Annotated in this window: 6 protein-coding genes; 4 read left to right on the top strand and 2 right to left on the bottom strand. The window is 66.7% G+C overall.

The features are described 5' to 3' along the window. Positions 1–726 (bottom strand): FAD-dependent oxidoreductase (locus GJ693_RS14370; protein ID WP_197042223.1); only part of this gene is annotated, 726 nt, incomplete at its 3' end. Here GJ693_RS14370 and epmB point away from each other — a divergent pair. From epmB to GJ693_RS14350, 4 genes are all read left to right on the top strand, one after another. Further along, the gene (epmB, locus tag GJ693_RS14365; protein WP_328598843.1) at positions 623–1828 is read left to right on the top strand and encodes an EF-P beta-lysylation protein EpmB; all 1206 of its coding nucleotides are present in this window, start codon (positions 623–625) and stop codon (positions 1826–1828) included. The two genes, GJ693_RS14370 and epmB, sit on opposite strands and share 104 nt — an antisense overlap. A 99-nt stretch (positions 1829–1927) precedes the next feature. Then, positions 1928–2377, top strand: a complete 450-nt coding sequence (locus GJ693_RS14360; protein ID WP_156256954.1) for a glycine zipper 2TM domain-containing protein — start codon at positions 1928–1930, stop codon at positions 2375–2377. A gap of 32 nt (positions 2378–2409) precedes the next feature. Further along, positions 2410–3096 carry a hypothetical protein gene (locus GJ693_RS14355; RefSeq protein ID WP_235902943.1) on the top strand — a complete coding sequence of 229 codons (687 nt, stop codon included), beginning with the start codon at positions 2410–2412 and terminating at the stop codon, positions 3094–3096. Positions 3097–3186: 90 nt separating this feature from the next. Further along, entirely contained in the window at positions 3187–3681 is a 495-nt protein-coding gene (locus GJ693_RS14350; RefSeq protein ID WP_197042222.1) for a Dps family protein, read from the top strand. A gap of 5 nt (positions 3682–3686) precedes the next feature. Here the strand turns inward: GJ693_RS14350 and GJ693_RS14345 are convergent. Continuing rightward, a partial coding sequence (locus GJ693_RS14345; protein WP_156256953.1) for a DUF1345 domain-containing protein occupies positions 3687–4130 on the bottom strand: 444 nt, incomplete at its 5' end.

Below are 4130 nucleotides of genomic sequence, written 5' to 3'. Positions count from 1 at the left end.
GGCGGCGATCACGAGCCCGGCCGACAGGATCTCGCCGCCGGGCAGCGCCAGGCCCTGCGCGTGGCCGCTGGCGTTCGCCTCGATCAGCGTGATGCCGCGCTCGATCAGTGCCGTTCGGCCAGCCCCGGTCACCGCGCGGGCATGGCCGGCCAGCAATTGGCCACGCGCGGCCACCAGTGCGACACGGCCGGCACCATATTTGTGGTGAAAAGCGGCCTGGGCGGCGCAGGCAAGCTCGAACCCGCCGGCACCGCCGCCCACCACCGCCACATCATATTCCGCCCCGGATCGCGGCCCGGTCAGCGCGGCCTGCCATCCGGCCATGAACGCCTCGACCGGCCGCACCGGCAGCAGTCGCGCGCCCGTGGCGGCCAAGGGGACGGTGTCGATGATGCCGCCTATGGCCAGTGACAACAGGTCAAACTCCAGCTGCGCTCCGGTTGACAGCAGCAGCCGGCCGGCATCGGCGTCCAGCCCGGTCACCTCGGCGATCAGCAGTTCCACACCGGCCGCCGCCGCCAGCGGCGCCAGGTCAACAAGCATCTGATCTTGGCTGTAAATCCCGGCCATCCAGCCTGGCAGCATGCCCGAATAGGCGGTGTATCGGCTGCTGGTCACCAGGATGCGCTGCGTGTCCGGCGGTGGTGCCTTGGCCCAGGCGTGCAGCACCCCGAGATGGGCATGGCCGCCGCCGGCCAGCACGATGCGCTTGATATTGCCTGCCATTGCCCCGTCTTGCACGGCGAGCCGCCCCACCGCCAGCCCCGGTTTCCTTCTGCCTGCCGCTCGGCTATGGGCAGCGGCCCTCATGTCCCCCGTCATCGCCTTTGCCCCACCAGAACCCGCCGACTGGCAGGCTCAACAACGTGCCGCCCGCCTGACCACGGCTGCCTTGCTGGACCATGTCGGCCTGACCCCAGCAGATTTCTCGGCGGGGGTGGTCGATGATCCGGACTTTCCCGTTTCGGTCCCGCCACATTTTTTGGCACAGATCAGGCCCGGTGACGCGCAAGATCCGCTGCTTTTGCAAGTGCTTGCGCGCGGCGAGGAGCTGCTGCCCCAACCCGGCCGCCTCACCGATCCGCTGGAGGAAGCGGACTATCGCGCCGCGCCGGGCGTGCTGCGCAAATATCGCAGCCGGGCACTGCTGATCGCGTCGGGCGCCTGCGCCATCCACTGCCGCTACTGCTTCCGCCGCCATTATGACTATGGCGCTGCCATGCTCACTCGCTCCGGAGAGGCCGAGGCGCTGGCCGTCATCGCCGGCGACCCCGCCATCGAGGAAGTCATCCTGTCTGGCGGCGACCCGCTGAGCCTCTCGGATGCCCGGCTGGCAGCGCTGGTGACGGCGATCGCGGCCATCTCGCACGTCACCACCCTGCGCCTGCACAGCCGCACCCTTGTCGCCATACCGGATCGCGTCACCCCGGCCTTGCTCGATCTGATCAGGGCCACCAGGCTGAACGTCGTGATCGTCATCCACAGCAATCATGAACGGGAACTCTCCCCGGCCGTTTCTGTTGCTCTGGGCCGGCTGCGCGCAGCAGGTGTTACCCTGCTCAACCAGTCGGTGCTGCTGGCGCGCGTCAATGACGATGCCATCACCCTGGCCGCACTCAGCCGCCGGCTGTTTGCCGCCGGCGTGCTGCCCTATTATCTCCACCTCACCGATCCAGTGGCCGGCGCCGCTCATTTCGACGTGGACGAAGCCCGCGCTGCCGCCATTGATGCCGAACTGCGCGGTCTGCTGCCGGGCTATCTGGTCCCGCGCATCGTCCGCGAAGTTCCGGGCAAGACGGCAAAGACGCCGCTCTGGGCGCTCGACTGACCGGAAAAGATTTGTGAACGGTCGATAACAGGTCCGTTCAGGCTGTTCACACCTGAATTGTGCGAATCAGGCTCCATCAACAGGAGCCGGAGACGCGCAATGACCATCAAGTTCAGCCTCGCACTCGCTGCCAGCCTCGCGCTGGCCGCTCCCGCTGCTGCCCAATGGCACGAGCCCGTGCAGCAGGCTGGCTGGAACGGCGGCTATCAGGGCGGCTATTATGACGGCTACCAGGGTGGCCGCGGTGATGATGGTTATCGCGGTGGCTATTATGGTGGCGGTCAATATGGTGGCTACAACACCGGCTATGGCAACCGCGGCTACAACGGCGGTTACTATAACGGCGGCTACAATAACGGCTATTATGGCAACGGCTATTGCCGGCGCAGCGATGGCACCACGGGCACCGTGGTTGGCGCTGTTGCCGGCGGCGTGCTGGGCAATGTCGTGTCCGGCCGGCGAGATCGCGGTGTCGGCACCATCGTCGGTGCCATCGCCGGCGGCCTGATCGGCCGCAGTGTCGATCGCGGCAAGGTCGTCTGCCGCTGAGTTCCATGGGTTGCATACAGAGGAGAAGGACAATGACCGCAATGAACAAGAGCCTGGGCCTGGCCCTGCTGGCCCTTTCGGCGGCCACCCCCGCCCTGGCCGATGACTGGCGTGACCACCGCACGGCGTCCCCGCGTGAAGTGGCGCGCAGCTGGGACCGCGTGCAGGACGAGCGTCGCGATCTGGCGAGGGCGCAATGGCGCGGCAACCCGCGTGATATCCGCGAGGAGTCGCGCGAGCTCTATCGGGCGCAGCGCGAATTCCACGAGGACCGGGCCGATCTGTACCGCGTCGGTTGGGGTGGCCCGGATCATGACCGTCGTGGCCGCTGGGACGATGATGATCGTCGTCGTGGCTGGGACAATGGCCCTCCGCGGGGCCGGGGCTGGGGCCCGGGCGGCCGCCCGGCCAATGACTGGCGCTTCCACCGTGATGGCTGGAACCGGCCCGGCTGGCATGCCGAGCAATTCTATCGCCCGGGCGGCTATGCCCCGCGCTATCTGGGCCCGAACGATTATATCTGGCGTGGCTATGACAACCGCTATTATTGCCGCCGCAGCGACGGCACCACTGGCCTGATCATTGGCGGCCTCACTGGCGGCGTGCTCGGCAACGTGATTGCGCCGGGTGGTTCCAAGGCCCTTGGTGCCATCATCGGCGGCAGCCTGGGCGCGGTGCTCGGCCAGAGTGTGGATCGCGGTCGCATCGTCTGCCGCTGATCCTAGACTGAGTGAAGCGATGGCGTTCATCGGAAATACCCGATGGACGCCATCTGCTTGTTCGGCCTAAGCTTTCCTGATTGGAGACAGATGATGGCCAAGAAGAAAGCCAAGGACGACACGATCAACCTGGGCATGCCCGATACGCAGCGCCGCGCCATCGCCGCGGGCCTGTCGCGTCTGCTCGCCGACACGTACACCCTGTACCTGAAGACGCACAATTTCCACTGGAACGTTACCGGGCCGCAGTTCAACTCGCTGCACCTGATGTTCGAAGGCCAGTATACCGAGCTGGCGCTGGCGGTGGACCTGATTGCCGAGCGCATCCGGGCCCTGGGTGAGCCGGCGCCGGGCAGCTATTCCGCCTTTGCCAAGCTGGCGAGTATCAGCGAAGCCGATGGCGTACCAAACGCCACCGACATGGTGCGCATTCTGGCCGAAGACCAGCTGGCCGTGGTGCGCACCGCCCGGGCCGTCTTCCCGCTGGCCGATGACGCGCATGACGAGCCGACCTGCGACCTGCTCACCCAGCGGATGCAGGTGCACGAAAAGACCGCGTGGATGCTGCGCGCCAACCTGGGTTGAGGCGTTCAGGCCAGCGCGCTGGCCACCAGGCTGACGGTGAGCGCGATCACTGCGATGTTGAAGGCAAAGGCCGACAGGCCGTGGACGAGCACCAGCCGGCGCACCGGTCGGCTGGTGATCACCACGTCTGACACCTGAAAGGTCATGCCGATGGTGAAGGCAAAGTAGAGGAAATCGCCGAAATCCGGATGCGCATCCGCGCCGGGAAACTCCAGCCCACCGCTGATGTCCTTGCCTGCCGGCTTGTAGAACAAGTGCATGTAATGCAAGGCAAACAGGCTGTTGGCAAACAGCCAGGCCATGGTCAGCGAGCCGGCAGCCAGCAGCAGTCGCGCCGGATCATGGCCGCCGCCGCGCAGTTCGGCGGCAAGGCCGACCAGCACGACCGCCAGCACCAGCAGCGCCAGGATCCGCAGCACGGCGTGGCCTGGCTCGGCCGCGGCAGCGCG

It is taken from the genome of Sandarakinorhabdus oryzae (assembly GCF_009733735.1).
Taxonomy (GTDB): Bacteria; Pseudomonadota; Alphaproteobacteria; order Sphingomonadales; family Sphingomonadaceae; genus Sandarakinorhabdus; species Sandarakinorhabdus oryzae.
This window is presented reverse-complemented; position numbering and strand designations above follow the sequence as displayed.

What these genes read in the sequence shown, in the direction of transcription:
- epmB (WP_328598843.1), top strand. Translation starts at nt 623, where the DNA reads ATGCGCTGCGTGTCCGGCGGTGGTGCCTTGGCCCAGGCGTGCAGCACC.
- GJ693_RS14360 (WP_156256954.1), top strand. Translation starts at nt 1,928, where the DNA reads ATGACCATCAAGTTCAGCCTCGCACTCGCTGCCAGCCTCGCGCTGGCC.
- GJ693_RS14355 (WP_235902943.1), top strand. Translation starts at nt 2,410, where the DNA reads ATGACCGCAATGAACAAGAGCCTGGGCCTGGCCCTGCTGGCCCTTTCG.
- GJ693_RS14350 (WP_197042222.1), top strand. Translation starts at nt 3,187, where the DNA reads ATGATGGCCAAGAAGAAAGCCAAGGACGACACGATCAACCTGGGCATG.